The following is a 22,315-nucleotide window of genomic DNA, read 5'->3' as shown; positions in this document are numbered from 1 at the left end:
CAAATCTAAAGGAATATTTGCGTACTAATTGATAATGGAATCATAAATAGCCTGCTGGATTCTGGTACGCAATGCGGATTTCACCAATAAGGTATTTCTGGCCGTAGGGTAGGTTCTATTGGAAAGAAACACATAAACAATCTCTGCCTCAGGGTCTGCCCAGGTATAGGTTCCTGTAAAACCACTGTGGCCAAAGCTTTTTGATGAAACACATCCACAGGTAGGTCCCTTTTCCTTCAATTGAGGCTTATCGAAACCTACTCCCCTTCGCACCTCTTTATGGCAGAAATAGCACGTATTGAACTTTTTGATTGTTCTTTCGTTGAAAAACCGCTTACCTCCATAGGATCCCCCTTGTAAATACATCTGCATAATTTTGGCCACATCGTTCGCATTGCTGAACAAACCTGCATGCCCTCCTACTCCACCTTGCATGGCGGCCCCCATATCATGTACATAGCCCTGCACGGTTTGATACCTAAAGTATTGATCTTCCTCAGTAGGAACAATTTCTTCTTCCGAAAACGTATTGAGCGGATTAAATGCCGTACGCTGCAGTCCCATTGGAGTGAACAAAAAATCAGAAATAAGTTTGTCCAAAGACTTATCGTAAAACTCCTCTATGTACTTTTTAAATACATAATACGCCACATCACTGTAGCGATATCTATTGGATTTAAGTTCCTGCCGTCCTATTCGATTGTAAATGGAATCTTGATATGCATCGGTGATGTACAAATTATCTGCTACTTTCTTTGTAAATCCGTCAACAGGTCGATATCGATAAAACTCTTGTGAGGGGCGTCTTTCTTTGGTCAAAGTATCAATGTAGAAAGCAATCCATGCAGGCAATCTACCATAATGCGATAATGCCTTTAGTACGGTCACATCCTTCAGCTCGGTTTCTTCATATTCCGGAATAAGGTCTTTAAAAGTATGGTTAAGTGCAATATGGCCTTCTTCCTCCATCCGCATGATCAAGGGCAAGGTGGAGAGAATTTTTGTTAAGGAAGCCAGATCGTAAATATTTTCCCCTGTGATATTTTCTTCAGAGCTGTAGGTGGGTTTACCAAAATTCTTGTTGTACACCACTTTACCTTTTTTGGCTATGAGCACTTGTGCACCCGGAAACATGAGGGAATCAAGACCTATCTGCACTAAACTGTCTACCGTAGCCAGTCCCCTGGAACTCAATCCCACGCGTTCGGGTAAGCTGTAGCCCAATCGTTGTAAGGGCTTTAATTCAATTCCAGAACCGACAGGGAATTCTGAACCTATGGATACCGGCAGTTTTCCTTTGGTGCCCATGGCGCCAAATATGGCCTGGGCTGCTTTTTCCTGGGCCATTGGGCTGTTCTGGTATCCAACCACCAAACCATCAATGGTTTCAAAGCCGGCTACATCTAAAAGGGCATAAGGTTTTGTGAACACGCTCAAGATGGTATTGCTTGTACGCAGTCTTGCAATTTCCTGTAACCAAAAAAGTTCATTCTCGCTAAATTTATAGGGCTTCCATGGACTTTCATCGCTTTTATGAAGCCCAATGATGACCACATTGTAGTTGGCCAACTGCTTCTTGTACCCTGCAATATCCTTGGCTTCAATCCAAGTTACCTTGGCATAGTTGGAAAGCATCTTGTAAAAAGAGGTGCCATCCGCATCCCCAAACTTCACATAGGCGATACGTTTATTTTCCAAATTTTTAATGGGCATTAAGGAAAAATTGTTTTTGCCCACCGTTACAGCGTTTTCGATGGCTTCCTCATAAAGTAGGTTGTTGTCTATACTGTTCAAATCCTGAATGATACCTTCCAATTGTGCAGGTTCATAGCGATGTAAGCCCACCCTGTACTTGGCCATTAGAATCTTTTTCACAGACTCTTCAAGTCTTGTATTTGTGACAATCCCCGATTGATAAGCCTCAAGTAATTTTTGTTTTGCCAATTCTGCATTTTTGGGCATTAGCAATACATCACTTCCAGCTAAAAACGCTTCCAGCTCCACTCCCCCATCTTCTCCAAATTCAGATACTGCTTTCATGTTGAGGGCATCCGTGATTACAAGTCCTTTGAAGTTTAAATCGTTCTTGAGGAGTCCAGATATGATTGGTTTTGAGAGAGAAGAAGGCCGTCCTTCGCGTATATCCAATTCAGGCACTTCCAGATGGGCAACCATAACGGAGCTTAATCCTTTATTTATCAATTCCCTAAAGGGAAATAGCTCGATGGAATCCATTCGTTCTCTAGTAACATCTATTAGAGGTAGCGCTTTATGGGAATCCATATCGGTATCGCCGTGTCCCGGGAAGTGCTTCCCTGATGCCAAGACTCCCGCCTTTTGCATTCCTTTTATGAAAGCGGCGCCCTTAACGGCTACATTTGCTGCTGACTCACCAAAGGAACGATTGCCAATAATGGGGTTTCTGGGATTGTTGTTTACATCAAGGTCTGGTGCAAAATTGATATGCACTCCAATACGTTTGGCATGTTTCCCAATTTGATATCCCACTTTCTCGATAACTGAGCTATCGGAAATGGCACCAAGGGTCATATTCCAAGGAAAAGCGTAGGTAGAGTCTAGACGCATAGCGAGTCCCCATTCCGCATCCATTCCAATTAGCAAAGGGATTTTTGACGCGGACTGAAATTTATTGGTAAGCTGTGCTTGCTTTACCGGTCCTCCTTTGGAGAATATCACCCCTCCAATTTTATGTTCTTGAATGAGACGTTCCATCTCATCCAAAGCAGATTGACCTTGGTTGGAAGACACACTGACCATCAGCAGCTGTCCAATTCTTTCTTCAACGGACATAGCCTGATACTGCGATTCTACCCATTGGATTTGGGCCAGGGAATCTTGGGCAATCAAAGGACTGTTTTGTCCATTGATACTCATAAACATCAGTAAGAAAAGAGGGAAGTAAAAGTTTATCCTCATAAATCTTCGATATAGGTCATAAACTTATTACCGATAAAAATATTGCATTTCATCGAAGAACAAAGGCTATTTAAGACAAAATAAGGATAAAGATTATATAAATCTGGCATGCCAACTTTCACTGGCAGGAACTTCCCAATGCTCCAAATATTCCTGTTTGTTGGTGACCAAATTATTGAATACCACCGTATCCTTGGAGATGGATTTATTCTTGGCCATCTTTTTGAAATCCTTCAACGGTTTGTAAGCAACGTATTCTCCTTGTTTGAAGGATACATTCATACGATCCATCAAATTAACCTTATACTTGGTTTCGAGGCCTTGAATAAAATGAACCGATGCATCAATGGAACAGCCCGAAGCGCCGGCATGGGATTGGTCCAAAGCAATGATGATAAAACGTCGATATTTGATTTCAAAACCTGCCTTAAGTTGACTGCCGTGTGCCGTCCAGCCCGTAATGAACTCTCCCAAATAATGTTCGATTTCCTTGATTTCTTCTTCCGTAAAACTCCGATTGGCCTGATATATCCAAACGCGAGCACTATCGGGTAATGTATTGAAAGGTACTAGCATAATTATAAATCTTGTGCATTCGCTATCAACTCGGCAACATCCAATACCGCAATTGAAGCTTCTTTTTCTTTGTTTTTGACTCCGTCGGTCATCATCGTATTACAAAACGGACATGCCGCAGCAATAATTTCGGGTTGGGTCTCCAAAGCTTGTTCTGTTCGTTCAACATTCACGTCCTTATCTCCCTTTTCAGGCTCTTTGAACATTTGTGCACCTCCTGCACCACAACAAAGACCGCGTTTTTTACAGTTCTTCATCTCCACAAGCTCAGCATCCAATTTCTGAATCAGCTCTCGGGGCGCTTCGAAAACGTTGTTGGCCCTCCCCAAATAACAGGGGTCATGGTAGGTAATTCGTTTTCCTTTATAGGTGCCACCTTCAATGGAAATCTTACCCTCATCCACCAATTGCTTTAAAAATTGAGTGTGATGGATTACTTCATAGTTTCCTCCTAAGCCCGGATATTCGTTTTTTATGGTATTGAAACAATGGGGACATGCCGTGACCACTTTTTTAATTTCGTATGCGTTCAAGACCTCAATATTGGTCATGGCCTGCATTTGGAAAAGAAATTCGTTTCCGGCCCGCTTTGCTGGGTCACCGGTACAGCTTTCCTCTGTTCCAAGCACAGCAAAACTTACTCCTGCTTTGTTCAATATTTTGACAAAGGCCTTGGTGATTTTTTTTGCACGGTCGTCAAAACTTCCGGCACATCCTACCCAAAAAAGTACTTCAGGCTGTTTTCCTTCCGCAAAAAGGGACGCCATGGTAGGCACATTCATATTATCTGACATACACTCGTATTAAGATTCTTGAGCCCAATTCAATCGGTCCATTTGATTAAAGGGCCATGGGGCTCCGTTATTCTCCAGATTGCCCATCATATTATTAAGGTCGGATGGTGCAGCGGATTGCTCCATGACCAAAAATCGTCTCATCTCCACAATTATGGAGAGAGGGTCAATGCTTACAGGACATGCCTCAACGCATGCATTGCAGGTCGTACATGCCCAAAGTTCCTCCCGGGTGATATAGTCATCCAGCAATTGTTTTCCGTCTGGAACAAATTCTCCCTTGTTGGCATCTATATTTTTTCCTACTTCTTCCAATCTGTCACGGGTGTCCATCATAATCTTCCTAGGAGAAAGCAATTTTCCGGTTTGGTTGGCCGGACATTCCGAAGTACATCGACCACATTCCGTACAGGTGTAGGCATTCAGTAATTGTACCCAATTTAAATCCAAAACATCCGAAGCGCCAAATTTGTCTGGATCCGCTTGATTTTCATCAGCAGCAGCAAAGGGGTCGGCAGAAGGGTCCATCATCAACTTTACTTCATTGGTCACAGCTTCCACATTATCAAATTCACCCTGTGGTTTCAACTTTCCATAGTAGGTGTTGGGGAAAGCCAAAAGAATATGCAAGTGTTTGGAATAATAGAGATAGTTCAAAAATGCCAATATTCCCAAAATATGGAGCCACCAGGCCGTGCGTTCAATCAGAATAAGGTTCGAAATGGTAAGCCCATCAAACAATTGGGCAATATACTGGCTAACTGGGAATGCCCCCGCTTGTTCGTAATGTGCGGCGCCTAGTTGCTGCAATTGATAATCCGCCCCATTCATGGTCAAGAAAAGAAGCATCAACACCACTTCAATATATAGAATCAGGTTTGCATCATTCTTGGGCCAACCTGCCATTTCTGGTTTGATAAATCGCTGCAGGCGGATAGCATTTCTACGAATCCAAAAAACTACCACAGCCACAATGACCAGAAGCGCTAAAATTTCAAATGAGCCTATCAAAAAATCATAAACTGCTCCCAAGGGTGCGAAAATACGATGGGTCCCCAGAAGACCATCCAATATAATTTCAAGAACTTCAATATTGATGATGATAAATCCGACATAAACAATAATGTGCATCAATCCCGCAATGGGCCGAACCACCATTTTGGTTTGTCCTAATGCAATTTTGGCCATATTGGTCCATCGTTGGGGCTTGTTATCACTAACATCCACATCTTTACCCAATTTTATGTTACGCGATAGTTTTTTAACGTTTCGGATGAAGTAACCAATACCCAAAATAAGGGCTATTGCAAATACGATGTTGGGGATATATTGCATTGTGGATTATTGTTTTTGGGATGCAGGGTCGTTTTCGGGAAGTTCGTAGTCTTTCTGTTTTTTACCAAAAACCGATACGTTCACATATCGCTTGGGATTTAATCTAAAGTCTTGCAACAACAAATCGAGCTCGCGAGAAGCTTCTGCAAGGTTGTTGTACAATTTATCGTCTTTCGCCAATTTGCCCAAAGAACCTTCTCCCTTTTCTATTTTACCCAAAACCGAATTCAATCGTTCAACGGTGATTTGAAAATTCGAAACTGTTTCAGCTAGGCCAGCATTGCTCAAGGAATCTGAAAGCTTGGAAAAATTTGACGTGATGTTACCCACATTCTTAATGGAACTATCCAATTGTTCGCTGTTATTTTCAAGAAGAACATTCAACTTATCAGCACTGGATTTGAAAGAGGCCACAAGGTCACTTAGCCCTGCTATCCCTCTTTGAAGTTCAAGCTTAGTGGGCTCATCCAAAATCGCATTTACATTCATCAATAACGAATCCGCGTGAGACACAGCCCCTTCAACTTTAAGCTGTAGCGGGGTGAGTTTTTGTTGAACCAGTTCTGTAAGGCCTGGCTTGGTGACACTGGTAAGTGTATCGCCGGATTGTGCCGACGGGGCTTGGTCAAAAACAGGATTTATTTGAATCCCCTTACCTCCAATAATCCCTGTGTCGTACAATTCGGCTTTACTATTTTTAGAGAACTCAAAGTCATTATTTATTGAAAAAGTTACCAGAAGTTTACCTGAACTATCCTTGAAACGGATGCTATTGACATTTCCAACGGCCAAGCCATTAATGGTCACTTGGGTGCCGGGTTGTAGACCACCTACATGGTCATATACCGCATAAAACGTCTTGGTATCTTCAAAAAGTGAGGAGGACTTAAGGTAATTGTATCCTATAATAAAGGCGAATATCCCAGTCAATACAATTATCCCAGCTTTAATTTCCCTGGTAAGTTTCAAAAGGCTTGGTTTACTGTTCCAAACAAAATTAGGGCTTTTTTTACAAGGTTGTCAAGGTTTTAAATAGCTATTTGACTACGCTCTTCAAGGGAACCCGTTCCCCACTTTTATAGGCCACAATATAGGAAGTGGTGTACCCTTGGGCATCCGCCTTGGTTTTAAGGCGCTTGGCTTCCTCATAACTCTCCGCATTGCCGTACATATAGCGATAAAGATTTTTATAGGGCTCTTTTGAGAGCATGTCCAATCCACGAAAGTTACCTGGAGTTAGGTTGATGTTTCTTGAACTGGCCATAAGCTGTACCTTGAATATAACATCTTTTTTGGCCGTAGGCTCCTGTTTTTCAGTTGTATTGGATGCAACCTCAGTGTTTTCTACGACTTTTGTTTCCTCGGGCTTGGTCTCCTTGGGTTTGGTTTCTTGTGAGCTTACCTTTTCGTTCGTGGATGATGTCTCCTTGGGAATATTGAGGTCCACAGTAGAGTCCTCAACCTTCTCTTTGGGAGTTTCCAGTTCCAAACCACTACCTAGGTCGGCCTTATACGATTTGATGGCTTTGGCTATAGCCTTTCCCATCTCGTTTTGCCCTTTTGTGGAATTCAGATAACCCCCTTCGTTTTTGTTGGTCAAAAAGCCTGTTTCCACCAAAACACTGGGCATAAAAGTTTGATGCAAAACAATAAAGCCGGCCTGTTCCACCTTGCGGTCTTTCCTTTTCAAACTTTTGGTGAAGTTATCTTGCAACTTCTTACCGAGATAGATACTCTGCTGTAAAAATTCTTCCTGCATTATGGTCAAACCAATCACCGATTCGGGAGAATTGATATCGTACTGGGCATATCTTTCTTCGTAGTTGTCTTCCAAGTAAATTACAGAGTTCTCTTTTTTGGCCACTTCAAAGTTCTGTCGATTGGCATGCAATCCTAAAACAAAAGTGCCCGCACCATGTGCATCCGATGAATGGGAATCGCAGTGTACCGAGACAAATAAGTCAGCATTGGCCTCGTTCGCAATTTTTCCTCTCACGAACAAATCCACAAATGTGTCGTCCTTTCTTGTATACACCACCTTAATATCTGGGTCTTTTTCGAGTTCCCTGCCTGCACTCAATACAATTTGGAGTGCGATGTTCTTTTCGAGATACCCATTTCCGAGGTTACCAGGGTCGTGTCCACCATGACCTGCGTCCAATACCACAACAAATTTATCTTTTTGAAGTAGTTCGGTATTATTCTTGGTGAACGAGGATAGAGGAGGAATTAGAAGTAATACAAAGAAAAAAGCAAACCGACATGTATTCATAGAACTACTGATTTTTAGCTTTCCATTAAGGTTAAAATATTGTAATTGCCCAATAACGGAAGAAAAAATATATGTAAGTTTGAGCCCAAAAACTGAGCCAAACTAGCACAAAAATAGGATTTATCACGTTGCAATCAAACAAACATCTCTTTGTATTCCTATTTGCACTCATAGGCATCCACACAACTTTTTTGGCACAGGAAGATCCAATTACCCCTTTGCCCATTAAAGCCGTGCAGGATAGTATTACCGCTCCGCTGCTTCCCGCAAATATTTTGAACGATTCGATTCGTGTTGATACTGCGGCAACGGATTCCGTTCAAAAACAGCCTTCTTTCTTAACGGATCAGATTAAATACAGGGCCAAGGATTATGTAAAACTAAGCCAGTCTGAAAACAAAATCTACCTCTACAACGAAGCGGAAATTTATTATCAAGATACGGAGCTCAAGGCAGGCATCATTGTGATGGATTATGTAAAAAACGAAGTATACGCCGGACGGATAAAGGATTCAACAGGGACGTATACGCAACTCCCCTATTTTAAACAAGGGGACAATGAGGTACGACCGGATTCCATCCGATTTAATTTCGACACCCAAAAGGCCTTGATTTGGAACTCGCGAAGCGAACAGCAAGCAGGACTGGGACAACTGGGAAGTGATGCCATGAAATTCTATGCCGAGGTTACCAAGAAGGAAAATGACTCTGTTTACTTTTTGAGCGAGGCCAAGCTTACCACTTCAAAAGATACAGTCGACCCAGACTATTACATTCGCATTCGAAGAGCAAAGTTTGTCCCAAAAAAGAAAATTATTGCCGGCTTTAGTAATATGTACATAGTTGATGTACCTACTCCCATTGCTCTGCCTTTTGCTTATTTTCCGCTGACCGTAGGTCGAACGGCCGGATTGATTTTTCCGACCTTCGGTAACGACCCGCAAAGGGGGTATTTTATACAAAATGGGGGGTATTATCTTCCTATAAGCGAATACATCGATTTAAGTGTCACAGGGGATTTCTATACCAATGGAAGCTATGGCTTTCGCGGGGCCTCTATTTATACCAAACGCTATAAGTTTAGGGGGAACATCAATTTTAGTTTTGAAAACCTGATACAGAGTCAAAAGGGTTTTGATGATTTCAGTCGATCGAGTAATTACAACATTCAGATACGGCATACACAGGACCCTAAATCCAATCCCAATTCACGGTTTTCAGCATCGGTGAACTTGGGAAGCAGTCAATTTTTCTCAAATTCCCTGAATCAGAACAATCGTAATGATGTTCAGACCAACACCTTTGCGTCGTCCATCAGCTATGCCAAAACCTTTCCGGCATATCCTTCGGTAAATGCGAGTATGACTTTGACGCATACCCAAAACTCACGTACGGAGCAAATCACTATGTCCCTCCCTACTTTTCAAGCGAGCATGGAGCGTATTTTTCCTTTTGCCGAAAGGGACGGTATCAAAAAAGGGATTATACAGAATGTCAATTTTCAATACGACGTAAACGCGCAGAACACACTTACCACCGATGAGGAAAACTTTTTTACCAGTGCCATGTTCGACGATGCCCGTATTGGTGCACGCCATCGAATTCCACTGGCCACCAACTTTAAGTTGGCCAAATACTTAAGTGTCAGTTTGAATGGTAATTATGAGGATGTATGGACCTTGGAAACCATCCAAAGAAGATTTGATGCCGACCAACAGGAGGTGGTTACCGATACCATATCTGGTTTTGACCGCTTCAATCGCTATAGTATGGGTGCCAGCATTGGTACGGTATTATACGGAACCTTTAATTTCGGAGAAGATAAAAAAATACAGGCCATTCGTCACGTTATGCGGCCCTCCATTAGCTATAGCTATGCTCCCTCATTTGAGCAGTTTTTTGATTCGTACATTGATGGTGATGGAGAGGAAGTCCAGTTTACCCCTTTTGAAACCAGTCTTTATGGGCGACCTTCGCTAAATAGGAGCAATTCGCTTAACTTTTCATTGCAGAATACGCTTGAAGCAAAGGTTCGCGATAAAGATTCAACCGCTATCGAACCCCGGAAGGTGAGTATTTTGAGCAACCTCACTTTTTCTGCAGGTTATAATTTTGAGGCTGATTCCTTAAAACTCAGTCCCATCAACATGAACGGGGCCACGGAAATTATCAGAAATGTACCCATTAATTTTGCCGCAACATTTGACCCTTATGCCATTGACAATAATGGAAGAAGAATAAACACCTTTAACATCAACAATGGTGGTGGACTGTTGCGCCTTACCTCTGCCCGTATCAATACGGGTTTTTCCATAAATAGTGAAATGTTTAAAAAAGGGGGAAGGAAAACATTGGGGGAAGAGAACCAGGATCCCCAATATGGTGATAATCCTTTCGCCCTAGATGGTGTGCAAACGGGAGAAACCTTTTTTAGGCGGGAGGAAAACGATGATGGGGATGTCGAAAATCCGGCCTTTACGAATAAGTTGCCCTGGGATATGCGACTTACCTACGTGGCGACCTACAACAACAATAACAGGCAAAGAGAGATAACGAATCACTCTTTAATGTTCTCGGGCAATGTTAAGCTTACCCCGAAATGGGAAGTAGGCTTCAATTCGGGCTATGATTTTAGAAATAAAGGGTTCACGGATACCCGGTTCAATTTCAATCGGGATTTGGACAGTTTCCGATTAAGTTTCGATTGGACCCCTTTTGGGCAGTTTGAACGTTGGTATTTCTTTATTGGGATAAAGAGTTCCATTCTTAGCGACCTTAAGTGGGAAAATCGAAGCCAGCCTTTTAGAAGCGTGAGATAAAAATTTAAAAACGACAATATGAAAACCATCATCAACACCCCTAAAGCTCCTGCTCCAATAGGCCCATACAACCAGGCCGTTTTGATAAAAGATACATTATACATCTCTGGTCAAATTCCGATTAATCCCAGCACAGGTTCTTTGGTTGAAGGCAATATCAAAGAAGAAACACGGCAATCCATGGAAAACCTCAAAGCCATTTTGGAAGAAGCCGGAATGACCTTTGAAAATGTGATGAAGACCTCAATCTTTATCAAGGACATGCACCAATTTGCAGAAATCAACGAAGTGTACGGTTCTTATTTTGATGCCGCAACGGCACCGGCCCGTGAAACGGTTGAAGTGGCCAACCTTCCTAAATTCGTCAATGTTGAAATCTCGATGATTGCAATTAAATAGTCTGCCGGTGAAATTCCACTAGCCCATCAATCGGGCGTTGTCGAATTGACCCTACGATAAGGTCGTTTCTCTCCAAGACCGTTGTCAATTCATCTTGAAGGAAATAGGCTATACTTCCAACAAAGTGAATAGGCACCTTAGTGGCCAGTTCGAACTGCATGATGTAGTTGTTCACAAACTGCTGCAATCCCTTATCAATAACTCCCTTGCAATACGGATGGTCTTTATTTTCAATAATAAATCTTGCAAAAGTAGCGAGATAGGTATTGGGGTTCGGCTGTTTGTATAGGTGGTTTTTTATAACGTCTGCGTCCAGGTCATACTCCTTGGCAAAGCGAATCCCAAGATCCTGCGGCATTTTATGAAAATAGTAATCCCTTAATAGCTTCCTTCCAAAAAAGTTTCCGCTGCCGTCATCCATAAGGATGTATCCCAAAGAAGTAACTTTTTGGAACAGTTGATGCCCATCATAATAGCTGCAGTTAGATCCTGTTCCCAAAATGCAGACGATACCTTGGTGTCCAATTTTCGTGGTGGAGTAGATAGCCGCATAGGTATCCTCCATTACTTCGGCCTTGGCTTTGGGGAAAAAATCCTTGAAAATGTCTCCCAAAAACTTCTTCATTCGGTCTGTACCACATCCTGCGCCGTAGAAGTATAAGTGACTGACCTTATTCTTGTTCTTGGAGAGTTCAAAATTATTGGCCATACGGTCTTCAATCACTTCGCGCGTAAGCACTTCTGGACTAAGCCCCAAGGTTTGCGTGAGAAATAATTGCTCTCCCTTGTCATCTAGGGCGATCCAGTCAGATTTGGTTGCCCCGCTATCAACAATAAGGATCATAGGTTAGGTATTTAGGTTGAAAATCCCAGAGCCCATAAATAGGACTCCGGGATGGTTTTTTAAAGGATAATCACTCTATAGCTTGGAAACATACTCCGCTAGATCCACCAATTTGTTGGAATATCCCATTTCATTGTCATACCATGAAACGATTTTGAAGAATTTGGAATTAAGTTCAATTCCTGCGCCGGCATCAAAAATACTGGTACGTGCATCGCCTACAAAATCTTGGGAGACGACGGGTTCATCAGTATAGCCCAAAATTCCGGCCAAAGCTCCTTCAGAAGCTTCCTTAAAGGCTTTCTTGATTTCGTCATAGGAGGTTTCCTTTTCCAATCTTACGGTCAAATCAACAACGGAAACATCAGCCGTTGGTACCCTAAAGGCCATACCGGTAAGTTTTCCTTGAAGTGCAGGAATTACCTTGGTCACTGCCTTTGCAGCACCTGTGGAAGCAGGAATAATGTTCAATAAAGCACTTCTTCCTCCTCTGTAATCTTTTCGTGAAGGTCCATCAACAGTCATCTGTGTGGCTGTAGTGGCATGAACTGTCGTCATCAAACCTTCCTCGATACCAAAGGTATCGTTCAATACCTTGGCAACTGGAGCAAGGCAGTTTGTGGTACAAGACGCGTTTGAAACAATCGCATCCGAAGCTTTGGCTTCGTGATGGTTGACACCCATTACAAACATGGGAGCATCTTTGGAAGGTGCGGAGATAACCACTTTTTTGGCACCACCATCAATATGGTATTGGGCTGTTTCCAAAGTTGTGAAAATCCCTGTACATTCTGCAACGATATCAGCACCTACCTCATCCCACTTCAGGTTTTTTGGGTCTCTTTCTGCGGTGATTCTGATGGTCTTACCATTGACCACCAAATGTCCGTCTTTTACCTCCACGGTTCCATCGAATCTCCCGTGTACGGAGTCGTACTCCAACAAATAGGCAAGATGTTCAACATCCAAGAGGTCGTTAATGGCAACAACATCTACGTTGTCCCGTTGAACGGAAGCCCTGAATACCAATCTTCCTATTCTTCCAAATCCGTTGATTCCAATTTTTAAATTTGACATTTTTATACTTGGTTTTAGTTATGTAGTCATTATATCTGAAACTCTAATGAGTTCTTCGTCAACTTCTGTATGGGCCTTAATAGCTTCGCTTATCGGTGTAAGTATTAGCTTGTTGTCTCGAATTCCAACCATGTAATTGGACTTGCCCTCTAAAAGACTTTCAACTGCTTTCACTCCCATTCTACTGGCCAACACACGGTCAAAACAAGTGGGATTACCACCTCGTTGCATATGTCCCAATACGGATACCCTTACATCGTATATAGGTAAATGTTCTTCAACATATTCCTTGAGTTCGAATACATTTTTACCAATCCTATCGCCCTCGGCGACAATAACGATACTAGAAGATTTACCCGACTTCTTACTTCTTTTCAAAGAGTCAAGCAATCGTTCCAGACCCAAATTTTGTTCGGGAATTAAAATTTCCTCAGCTCCAGCACCAACTCCTGCGTTCAATGCAATGTGTCCTACATCGCGCCCCATTACTTCCACAAAGAAGAGTCTATTATGGGAACTGGCCGTATCCCGTATCTTATCGATTACGCCGACCACCGTGTTGATTGCAGTATCAAAACCGATGGTAAAGGAAGAACCTAAAATATCATTGTCAATGGTTCCAGGGATTCCCATTACTGGGAAATTGTACTCCTCATTAAAAAGAAGCGCTCCAGCGAAACTTCCATTTCCCCCAATGACCACTAGGGCATCTATGCCCTCAGCGACCAACTGGTCATGGGCCTCTTTTCTGCCCTCTTTGGTTCTGAATTCTTCGCAGCGGGCAGATTTAAGAATGGTTCCGCCCTTGTTGATAATGTTGTTTACACTACGGGCATCCATTGGCTTAAAGTCGCCTTCTATCATTCCTTGGTATCCTCTATAGATACCGACACACTCAATTTTTAAATACGCACAGGTACGCACCACGGAGCGAATGGCTGCATTCATTCCTGGTGAATCTCCCCCTGAGGTAAACACTCCAATTTTCTTAATTTTTGATGCCATTCAAAAGTTTAAAAAGCCAAAACTAGGAAACTTTATTTAATTAATTCATGACAGATTAAGTTATTTGAAATCAAGGAGTTTCGCAAACGTTTTCGTAATTTATTTTCTTGGGATTTGAAGGAATTAGGCCCTATTTGATTGAAGTTTTTGCCGTACTTCGCTTTGGTTTGAAACGTATAAGGCTGTCTTTTCCCATGATTTCAGTGGATTCTATTTTGGGTTCCTCTTTTTCCAGTTTTTCTTTCCTTTTAAAAACCTTTTGCATAAGCTCTTTAAAACTGTTGAAGTCCACTTGGTAGGAAAGACCTACGCCTTGAGTATATCCTTGCCGTTCTGCTAAAAACTGCTGAATCTGATTTTCACGGTTGAAAATTTTAGCGCTAAGAGTCCCTTCTTCGTTTAAAAGCACCTGGACCTCAACATCCCCAGCCACAACAGTCTCTGAAACTCCGCCCACTGGCACCCCGACCCTTCCATTGACCAGTACCCTGTCTGAAATTTGGGTGGAGACGGTAACACCGATGCGATTCTCGGTTCGGATATCCGCATTGGGGTCCAAAAGGCCCTGTTCGTAGGAAACCCCGAGATTGAATTTGTCATTCTCCCCTGCCAAAATCTGGTTTAACAAACCTGAGGCCGTTTGAATCAGATTTCCGGTAACAGCTTGCTGGTTAATTCCTGTTTGGTCATTGACAAAAGTGCCCTGTGCCAAAAGAAAGAAGGCATTCCGTTCCTTGACCGTAGGATCTTGAAGTCTGTATTCCAATTCGGATTGTATAACGGAATTCGTTCCTGGAAAATCAATGTCAAAGTTGATATTTGGATTTTCCAACTCCCCATCCAAACGCACGACCACTTCTGTGGGAATCCTTCCCGTAAAACCTTGGTTGTCCAATAAGGGTGCGGGGTTTGCATTAAGCGCATAGACGGCTTCCAGATTCAACTGAGCGGCCAAAGGGTCTCTTTCCCAAAGAATGGTCCCCCCGGGTCGAACCTGAAATTTTTTATCTATTACACCCCCATATCTAAAGTTGTATTCCCCGGTAACCGCTACAAATTCCCCGTACATATTAAACTTCCCGTTGGTGTTGATCTCAATAAGCAGAATTCCTTCCCCCGTTCCTTTAAGCGAGCTTCCTGAATTTTGATCCACTACAATTTCCACTTCGGCATCGGGGGTCACCACCAAATCAAAGGCCATTTCCAATCCTTGATAGTCTTGAAGAACCCGCTCTTCCCTAAAGGTTTCCACACCTTCCTTTTCAACAAAATTGATAAAGGAATAGTCCCCAACACTGGTGACATCGCTCAGCGGTATTTTTAAGGAGGTGCCTTCGGCAGTGCTTGCATCCACCGTGATATTTAAAGCATCGGTAGGTCCGAAAATGCTTCCGGTACCGTTGATGAATCCTGTGCCGTAGTACAGTGCTTCTTCATTAAACCCGGTGTTGAGAATCATGAACCTGTCATTTTTCGTGTCGACATCAAGGTCAAGAGACCAATCCCCAAAAGCCGTATGATTGATGGTTCCATCCAAGGTAGCTGTTGTTCCCTCAACAACATCCGATAGGCCTACTTGTTCAAAGTAAAAGGTTTGATCGAACAACCGCACCCTTGAATATGGTGCAAAGTCATAATCTACATTCAGGTATGGTATTCCTATACCTGCATCAACCAAACTTAAATTTCCATTTATGGATGGGTTGGATGCATCCCCCACAATTTTTACGCTACCGATGAGGCTTCCCCTGATGTTGGAAATAACATCTTCCCCCAAGGGACTAAAGGGTTCCAATGCAAAATCGGTGAAATTGGCCGATAGATCCACTTGGGTATTTTGGTTTCGGTTGGTCACCTTCCCATTGATGCTGAGACGTTCCTTCCCATTGTCATCAAGCCATGTACTGACCCCAAACTGGGTAAGGTCGTTGTTACCAAAGATTCCCACTTCCAAATCTCCCAATCGCATGTCGTTTACACTAAAGTTATCCACATTAAGGCTCGAAGTGGGCAAATACTTTCCATCTTTTTGAAGAATGTTCAGGAAGCCATTCACTGTTCCATCAAGTTTTAGACTATCAATTGCCGGGGTGATTTTGCTTAACGAAACTATTTTGAATTGAAGGTCCAGATCTTTATACGTGGAGTCAGCGAGCTCACCGCGAAGGCGAATTTGCTCGTCGTTGTTATTGTCCATGACCACATCCTCTATTCGAATGCTATCTAAGGTTCTATTGACAATGACCTTGTTTTTGTTGTCACCATCTTTGTTGAGTACCCAGGTATTCCCTTTGAAGTTCAGTTCGGATTTCTTCAATCCTATTACAGATTTGTTCTGGTTATTGAAAGTGTGATAGAAGTTGAGATTGTAACTATCATCAAAGCCTCTTCCGCCCTTAAACTCCGTTCTAAAGAAAAGGGTATCCTTTAAAGTAGTGTTGATCAGGTTAAAATCCTGAACATCGTAATAAATGGTGGACATATCACTTACGGAAAGATAGGTGTTGAATAGCGGGTTTTTATTGTCAATTTTCAGCTCCAAATCATCAAACGTATTTCCGTAGGCACCAATTCCTGGAGATTTAAAGGTCAGTTTAAAATCTCCTTGGTCTGCAATGATGTTACCTCGAATGAAAGTATTGGGCCCGAAGGTGACCTCTGGAAAGAATACATCCACAATTTTGTTGTAGATCTTGAAGTTGAAGTCCAATTTTTGTCCACTGGATATTTCATAGGGCTTATAATTGGTATAGATGCTCCCAACGGAATTTTGGACCAATCTTCCCAATTCTTCAACCTTAAACTTACCCTTCATGTATCCTGTTATGATATCGGGCGAATTTATTTCCACCGTACGAACGGTATCTTGGTCAAATGTGGAGGATACGGCAAAATCTTGAAAGTAATAGGTATCATTCTTATTCTGATAGGTAGTTTTTGAAAAACGCACTTGCCCGTTCATATCATCCAAGGTTGAACCTTGGATATCCATATTTAGATTTCCACTAAAAATTGAAACACTATCATTGATGAAATTGAGTTTCTTCAAGTCCGCATAATCCACTGATGCAATAAAATTGAACTTGTTTTCATCATCAGCAAAATTGGCAAGACCCTCAAAGTCGAACTTGAAGTTTTCATCATTGCTCACTAGTGAACCATCGAACAATTCTTCCTTAAAAATCCCTGACACTCGTAAGCCATTGTACTCGTAGCCATTAAACTCCAATTTGTAGATTTCTCCAATGGCCTCGGTATTCAAATATTCCGAAATAAACCCTTTGCCCTCAACATTCACGTCCAAAGATGTAAGCCCCAATTGTTTATTATTGACAAAAGAGCCCAGATTAAAATCGATTAAGGAAATGAACCCTATGTAGGAGGCCTCATCAATGGTCTGAATATTGGTCATTTGCAAATCGGTATAACTACTGCCCAAGGCTGTCACCAAGTTCACCTTTGCATCTAAGGAGGTCTCAGTCACTTCTGCGTCTCCCCTTACGGTAAATTGGCCCAACTTCTGGAAGGACCCAGGAATGTTTTTTCCAAGAATATTGGGCAAAAGTGAGCGAAGCTGGTAATAATTTGAGGTAATATTGTTGATATCGGCCCGCATAACAAAGGGGGCTTCAGACGAAAACAGATTCTCAAAATTGAAATCACCACGGATGCCGGTGTTTTCGCATTCCACGAAAAGTTCTTGAACTGAAATGTTATTTAAAACCCCGCTGATGTTTCCAGAAAAGGATACTACCTTTTCTGTGCCAAACTCATTATAAAATGTGTTGATTTCATTTAATGCAATGGTCGATTCGTTAAAATTGGCCAGCACATTGACCTTATCCACAAACTCTGAAAAATCTTCTCGGTTATAACTGAACAACAAGTCCCCCTTAAGGTGGGATTGTGTGGTTTTGATTCGTAAAGAATCGAACCGCATTTGTTGTTTGGTATACGTGAAATCCGTAGAGAGTTTTTCCAACTCCAACCCCCTTTTATCAGATAGGGACAAGTCTTTGATTTTTAAAGTCACTTCGGGGCCCAGAATCTGAAAATCATCGGCCAAAACCCTGAGATTGGTAAAATTCAAGGTTTCTTCCGATTCTAAATTTTCATCAATCAATTTGAATCTTCCATCCGAAATTTCAATTTCTTCGGAAGACATAAAAAATGGTGGCGTCCCAGGAGCTCTGGGTTGTCCATCATCCAATTTGGCCACAAAAACATCGAGGTTGGTGTCTCGTTCACCTTGATAGGTTTTTAGATTCATAAACAGGCCATCCAAATCGATTTCCCCGAACTCCATTTTCCCATTCGCCATATTGCGCAAATTCAATATGGAGGTAGATAGTTTTTGGATATAAATCAGCGTATCTTGTTTGTAATCCTCAACATAAATCCCTTTCAGCCCGGTATTTAAACTAAACAAGGAAAGACTAAGCCTGTCTATTGAAATATTGGTGCCAAATTCTGCATTCAAGGTGTCTGTTGCATATTTGGCCATTCGTGTTTGAACCGCAGGAATAGAAAGAATCAATGAGCCCAATACCATCAATACAAGAACCGACAGTAGGAGTCGTATCAGTATTTTTCTAAATTTTTTGATAGGGCTTTATGTTTTACCTTTGCACGTTCAATTTCCATTCCAAAGCCTGTGTCTACAGAAAAAATCTACATTCTTGCCATTGAATCTTCCTGTGATGATACCTCAGCTGCAATTTTGTGCAACAACAAGGTGTTGAGCAACGTGGTGACCACACAAGAAATACACAGGCAATATGGCGGTGTTGTGCCCGAACTCGCATCGAGGGCCCATCAACAAAACATTGTACCTGTGGTTCATCAAGCCTTAGCTAAGGCAAATATCGACAAAAAACAGCTTTCAGCCATAGCATTCACAAGAGGTCCTGGTCTTATGGGCTCATTGCTTGTGGGCACTTCCTTTGCAAAATCAATGGCCTTGGGCCTGAACATTCCACTTATTGAAGTTAACCATATGGAAGCCCATATTTTGGCACACTTCATTGACGACGAGGAAATGGTCGCTCCCAGTTTTCCTTTTTTGGCCATGACCATCAGTGGTGGTCATACGCAAATCGTCAAGGTGAACGATTATTTTGATATGGAGGTTTTGGGAGAAACCTTGGACGACGCTGTGGGTGAGGCATTTGACAAAAGTGCCAAACTAATGGGACTACCCTACCCTGGAGGCCCATTGGTGGATAAGCATGCTAAAAACGGCAATCCCCATACCTTTAAATTTCCAAAACCTAAGGTAGAGGGGCTAAATTTTAGTTTTAGTGGGCTTAAAACCAGTATTTTATATTTCCTACAACGCGAAACCAAGGAGAACCCAAACTTTGTCGAAGAGAACATTGACGACTTTTGCGCCTCAGTACAATACACCATTCTTGAAATATTGATGGGCAAGCTTGAGTTGGCTGCAGAGCAAACTGGAATAAAGCAGGTTGCCATAGGTGGTGGGGTTGCCGCAAACTCGGGAATTCGTGCCCGGCTCACCGAAGCCCAAGAAAAACTGGGTTGGAAGACCTACATTCCCAAATTTCAGTATTGTACGGACAATGCTGGCATGATAGGTATTGTGGGGTATCTTAAATTTAAAGAGGGGTTGTTTACGAATCAGAGCATCGCTGCCAAAGCAAGATATGCCATTGGAAGTTGAGTTTTGTACGGCTAAATGGTTAATTTAGGACTGTTAGCACCGCTAGCCCTAAAATCACTTCATGGCATATAATCAAGAATTGGTCATACGAATTCAAAATGCCCTAAGGCTTTTTCCTGAAGAATTTTCCGAAAAGAAAATGTTTGGGGGCCTTTCTTTCCTCTATTTAGGAAAAATGACGGTTGGGGTAATCAAGGACGAAATGGTGGTCAGGGTTCCTTCCAATAAAATGGATAAAGAACTTTCAAAGCCATTCACCAGACCCATGAATTTCACTGGAAAGCCCATGAAGGAATTTGTTTTTGTTTCGGAAGAGGGTTTCCAAACCGAGGAACAGCTTCAATACTGGATTGAAATGGGCTTGGAACATGCCAAAAGCAAACTTGAATCTTAGGTCATGCAACTATTCTACAATCCGCGATTGGATAACAGCAGCGCCCAGTTCTTTTTCTCTGCGGACGAAAGTCGTCACATTGTTAAGGTTCTAAGAAAAAAAGAGGGCGATGAACTTCATATAACAAACGGTAAGGGATCCTTGTATACCGCAAAAATTTTGGCAGCTGATATTCGCAAATGCAAAGTTCAAATCACCGAAGAAGAAAAGACCATCCCCAAAAGACATAGGCTTCACTTGGCCGTTGCACCAACAAAAATGAATGATCGTTACGAATGGTTTCTTGAAAAAGCAACAGAAATCGGAATTGATGAAATCACTCCCATCCTGTGTGATCATTCAGAAAGAAAGACGCTGAAGTTGGAGCGCATGGAAAGGGTGCTTCAATCGGCCATGAAACAATCCCTACAAACGTTCTTACCTAAATTGAACCCACCCATAGCCTATGAAGATTTTGTTGCTCAAGATCATAATGCAACAGGATTTATTGCTCATTGCGACGATGGGGAAAGAATGGAGTTAAAACGCCGGATTGTGCCCGATAGTTCCATTCTGATCATGATAGGACCTGAAGGTGACTTCTCGAAAGAGGAAATCTCCACGGCCTTAAAAAAAGGTTTCCTACCCGTTTCTTTGGGCAAAACTAGATTGAGAACTGAGACCGCAGCTATTGTAGCATGCGCCATAGTTGCACTGGCCAATAGCTAGCCTAGCACTTTCGATTTTGCGGCAGCAGTGATATCCAAATTTTCCGACTCCACAATAAGTATAAGCGTGAAACTCTCATTATTTCCAATAATTGCAGGAATCTCAATGTTTGACTTCCCATTTGATTGCAGTTCAGGAAGATACTTTTCAGCAACAACGATATTGGTGTTCGTTAATGTTCTGTTTCGATTCTCCCCTCTTTTCACAGAAGTTGTCCTTTCATCCAAGACTAAAACGGCTCGTAATTGCTTTCCTTTTAAATCTCCTTCCACGTCATACTCGAATTCCAAATCTTTGTTTTGAACATCAAGGTTTGCAATCGAAATTTGATTTTGAGGGCTTTGCTTTTTGTATCCGTCAATTTTCGAATACACCTTCGCCGTATGGGACCCAACCATGTGCTCAAGACCGTTGACTACCAACTGTGGTGTATAGTTACTTCTACTTTGGAACTTCACATTGTAATCCCTTTGCTTTTTTGTGAATGCAGATTTGCTAAAAGGATCTTCCCAGCCGATATAATTCCAATAATCAACATGATATGATAGTGCAAAAACCTCCTTGGGATATTGCTTTTTTACTCGATCCAAGAGTTCATCCGCTGGCGGACAACTTGAGCATCCTTGGGAGGTGAACAATTCCAAAACCACTATAGGCTCATAGGCGGTCGTTTCAACAGTATCTTGAGGTTCATGGAGGGGACCTTCCATTTTGGCCGTATAAAAAGCCATAGCCGACATCAGGAAAAAAGCTGCGGACGGAATTATGATTTTTTTAAACATGAATAGAGTATTTTTGATATTAAGGTTATTCGAATATTCATGAAACAACTTACCTTTTGGGGTCTTTTTTTAACTTTTTTTGTGATACATGTGGGTAATTCTCAGGAGATTGCCATTTTAAAATATGGTGGTGGAGGCGATTGGTATTCCAATCCAACTGGGCTTCCCAATCTGATTCAATTTTGTAATGATCATATCGACACCAAAATAGGTTCCAAACCTCAAACGGTAGAGGTGGGTAGCGTGTCCATTTTCCAATTTCCTTACATCCATATGACCGGGCACGGTAATGTTTTCTTCACTGATGAGGAAGCCCAAAACCTGAGGGAATATTTACTTTCTGGAGGATTTTTGCATGTGGATGATAACTACGGTATGGAGCCCTATTTAAGACGTGAGCTTGAAAAAGTGTTTCCAGCCAAACAACTCGAGGAACTTGGGACAGACCATCCTATTTTCAGTCAAAAGTTTGTATTCCCTGATGGTCTGCCCAAAATTCATGAACACGACGGCAAGCGCCCACAGGCACTTGGAATTTTTGAGCAGGGGCGCTTGGTGCTCCTTTTCACTTATGAGAGTGATCTTGGGGATGGATGGGAAGATACCGAAGTGCACAATGATCCTGAAGAGGTGCGATTAAAAGCCCTTCGAATGGGCGCAAATATTGTTGAATACGCATTTAAAAACTAG

17 protein-coding genes are annotated in these 22,315 nt (G+C 42.1%); 6 read left to right on the top strand and 11 right to left on the bottom strand.

Annotated features, from left to right (window positions below):
• Positions 1 to 24: 24 nt before the first annotated feature.
• From EW142_RS01745 to EW142_RS01720, 6 genes are all read right to left on the bottom strand, one after another.
• A complete protein-coding gene (locus EW142_RS01745; protein ID WP_130608787.1) occupies positions 25 to 2,937 on the bottom strand; it encodes a glycoside hydrolase family 3 N-terminal domain-containing protein in 2,913 nt (970 codons plus the stop codon).
• Positions 2,938 to 3,030: 93 nt separating this feature from the next.
• On the bottom strand, positions 3,031 to 3,513 hold the full coding sequence (locus EW142_RS01740) for an ABC transporter ATPase (protein ID WP_130608784.1): 483 nt from the start codon (positions 3,511 to 3,513) through the stop codon (positions 3,031 to 3,033).
• 2 nt (positions 3,514 to 3,515) lie between these two features.
• Positions 3,516 to 4,307, bottom strand: a complete 792-nt coding sequence (locus EW142_RS01735) for a (Fe-S)-binding protein (RefSeq protein ID WP_130608781.1) — start codon at positions 4,305 to 4,307, stop codon at positions 3,516 to 3,518.
• A 9-nt stretch (positions 4,308 to 4,316) separates the two neighbouring features.
• Positions 4,317 to 5,642, bottom strand: coding sequence for a 4Fe-4S dicluster domain-containing protein (locus EW142_RS01730; protein ID WP_130608778.1), 1,326 nt, complete (start codon positions 5,640 to 5,642; stop codon positions 4,317 to 4,319).
• Between the two features lie 6 nt (positions 5,643 to 5,648).
• Positions 5,649 to 6,611 carry an MlaD family protein gene (locus EW142_RS01725; protein WP_130608776.1) on the bottom strand — a complete coding sequence of 321 codons (963 nt, stop codon included), beginning with the start codon at positions 6,609 to 6,611 and terminating at the stop codon, positions 5,649 to 5,651.
• A 67-nt stretch (positions 6,612 to 6,678) separates the two neighbouring features.
• A complete protein-coding gene (locus tag EW142_RS01720) occupies positions 6,679 to 7,914 on the bottom strand; it encodes an N-acetylmuramoyl-L-alanine amidase family protein (RefSeq protein WP_130608773.1) in 1,236 nt (411 codons plus the stop codon).
• 128 nt (positions 7,915 to 8,042) lie between these two features.
• On the opposite strand from EW142_RS01720, the gene EW142_RS01715 reads away from it, so the two are divergent.
• Both EW142_RS01715 and EW142_RS01710 read left to right on the top strand, forming a co-directional pair.
• Positions 8,043 to 10,733, top strand: a complete 2,691-nt coding sequence (locus EW142_RS01715) for a putative LPS assembly protein LptD (protein ID WP_130608770.1) — start codon at positions 8,043 to 8,045, stop codon at positions 10,731 to 10,733.
• Positions 10,734 to 10,751: 18 nt separating this feature from the next.
• Positions 10,752 to 11,132, top strand: a complete 381-nt coding sequence (locus EW142_RS01710) for a RidA family protein (protein WP_130608766.1) — start codon at positions 10,752 to 10,754, stop codon at positions 11,130 to 11,132.
• Here the strand turns inward: EW142_RS01710 and EW142_RS01705 are convergent.
• The 4 genes from EW142_RS01705 to EW142_RS01690 all read right to left on the bottom strand — a co-directional run bounded on the left by EW142_RS01705 (position 11,125) and on the right by EW142_RS01690 (position 18,562).
• Complete coding sequence (locus tag EW142_RS01705; RefSeq protein WP_130608763.1) at positions 11,125 to 11,976, bottom strand: N-acetylglucosamine kinase; 852 nt, start codon at positions 11,974 to 11,976, stop codon at positions 11,125 to 11,127. The two genes, EW142_RS01710 and EW142_RS01705, sit on opposite strands and share 8 nt — an antisense overlap.
• A 75-nt stretch (positions 11,977 to 12,051) precedes the next feature.
• Positions 12,052 to 13,053, bottom strand: a complete 1,002-nt coding sequence (gene gap, locus EW142_RS01700; RefSeq protein WP_130608760.1) for a type I glyceraldehyde-3-phosphate dehydrogenase — start codon at positions 13,051 to 13,053, stop codon at positions 12,052 to 12,054.
• An 18-nt stretch (positions 13,054 to 13,071) separates the two neighbouring features.
• A complete protein-coding gene (pfkA, locus tag EW142_RS01695) occupies positions 13,072 to 14,058 on the bottom strand; it encodes a 6-phosphofructokinase (protein WP_130608757.1) in 987 nt (328 codons plus the stop codon).
• Between the two features lie 130 nt (positions 14,059 to 14,188).
• On the bottom strand, positions 14,189 to 18,562 hold the full coding sequence (locus EW142_RS01690) for a translocation/assembly module TamB domain-containing protein (RefSeq protein ID WP_240740133.1): 4,374 nt from the start codon (positions 18,560 to 18,562) through the stop codon (positions 14,189 to 14,191).
• Between the two features lie 150 nt (positions 18,563 to 18,712).
• On the opposite strand from EW142_RS01690, the gene tsaD reads away from it, so the two are divergent.
• The 3 genes from tsaD (at position 18,713) to EW142_RS01675 (ending at position 20,843) form a co-directional block, all read left to right on the top strand.
• Positions 18,713 to 19,741 carry a tRNA (adenosine(37)-N6)-threonylcarbamoyltransferase complex transferase subunit TsaD gene (gene tsaD / locus EW142_RS01685; protein ID WP_130608751.1) on the top strand — a complete coding sequence of 343 codons (1,029 nt, stop codon included), beginning with the start codon at positions 18,713 to 18,715 and terminating at the stop codon, positions 19,739 to 19,741.
• A 61-nt stretch (positions 19,742 to 19,802) separates the two neighbouring features.
• Positions 19,803 to 20,135, top strand: coding sequence for a TfoX/Sxy family protein (locus tag EW142_RS01680; RefSeq protein WP_130608749.1), 333 nt, complete (start codon positions 19,803 to 19,805; stop codon positions 20,133 to 20,135).
• A 3-nt stretch (positions 20,136 to 20,138) separates the two neighbouring features.
• Positions 20,139 to 20,843 (top strand): 16S rRNA (uracil(1498)-N(3))-methyltransferase, encoded by a 705-nt coding sequence (locus EW142_RS01675; protein ID WP_130608746.1) that lies wholly within the window; start codon positions 20,139 to 20,141, stop codon positions 20,841 to 20,843.
• On the opposite strand, the gene EW142_RS01670 is transcribed toward EW142_RS01675, so the two are convergent.
• Positions 20,840 to 21,625 (bottom strand): DUF1223 domain-containing protein, encoded by a 786-nt coding sequence (locus tag EW142_RS01670; RefSeq protein ID WP_130608743.1) that lies wholly within the window; start codon positions 21,623 to 21,625, stop codon positions 20,840 to 20,842. The genes EW142_RS01675 and EW142_RS01670 overlap by 4 nt on opposite strands.
• A gap of 39 nt (positions 21,626 to 21,664) precedes the next feature.
• On the opposite strand from EW142_RS01670, the gene EW142_RS01665 reads away from it, so the two are divergent.
• Positions 21,665 to 22,315 (top strand): DUF4159 domain-containing protein, encoded by a 651-nt coding sequence (locus EW142_RS01665; RefSeq protein ID WP_130608740.1) that lies wholly within the window; start codon positions 21,665 to 21,667, stop codon positions 22,313 to 22,315.

It is taken from the genome of Flagellimonas allohymeniacidonis (assembly GCF_004296335.1).
Classification (GTDB): domain Bacteria; phylum Bacteroidota; class Bacteroidia; order Flavobacteriales; family Flavobacteriaceae; genus Flagellimonas; species Flagellimonas allohymeniacidonis.
The sequence above is the reverse complement of the archived record's forward strand: the minus strand, read 5'-3'. Positions and strand labels throughout refer to the sequence as shown.